1 protein-coding gene is annotated in these 634 nt (G+C 66.1%); it reads right to left on the minus strand.

All coding sequences use genetic code 11. The annotated features are described in order from the left end of the window. A partial coding sequence (locus ACXJKJ_RS30945; RefSeq protein ID WP_457395372.1) for a LysM-like peptidoglycan-binding domain-containing protein occupies positions 1–634 on the minus strand: 634 nt, incomplete at both ends.

Here is a 634-nt window from a genome sequence, read left to right on the forward strand (position 1 = left end):
GGAGCTCAACCGCGCGAACGGGATCGGCATGCGGATGAAGCTCTTCTTCAGCGGTCGCCCGCTCACGTCGAAGTACTCGGACTTGCCGTTGCGGTCGAAGCGGAAGCCGCTGTAGGTCTTGCCGCCGGAAGTGAAGGTCGCCGCCAGGATCTTGCTGGTATCCACCTTCTCGCCTTCGCGCCAGGTTTCATCCAGCACCACGCTGAAGCGATCGCCCGGCTGCAGGTCCTTGGAGAAGTCGATGTCGTACTTGAAGATCTCGTCGGTCATCGTGGCGATCGCAGACGGCGACAGCCCGGCCTTCCGCGCGGCCGCATACAACGAACTGGTGATCTCGCCGCTGGCGACGATGCGGCGGGTCGACGACTCGCGCTTGATCACCTTCTCGGTGATCTGGTCATCCTTCAGCGACAGCTCGACGCGGTTGTCGGCATCGCGGTCGAAGCGGATCGTGCGCAGGTCGCCGGACAGCGGCAGGTCGAAGGCGATCTCCGCGCCCGGGCGCAGCTTGGTCAACGCCGCGCGCGCGCCGGGGTGCTCCAGCACCTGGTGCATCACCGTGGCCGGAATGCCGGCCTCGTCGAACAGGTTGCTCAGGGTCTGGCCGCGCTGCACCCGCAGCACCTGCCAGCTG

The organism is Roseateles sp. P5_E1, assembly GCF_054049335.1.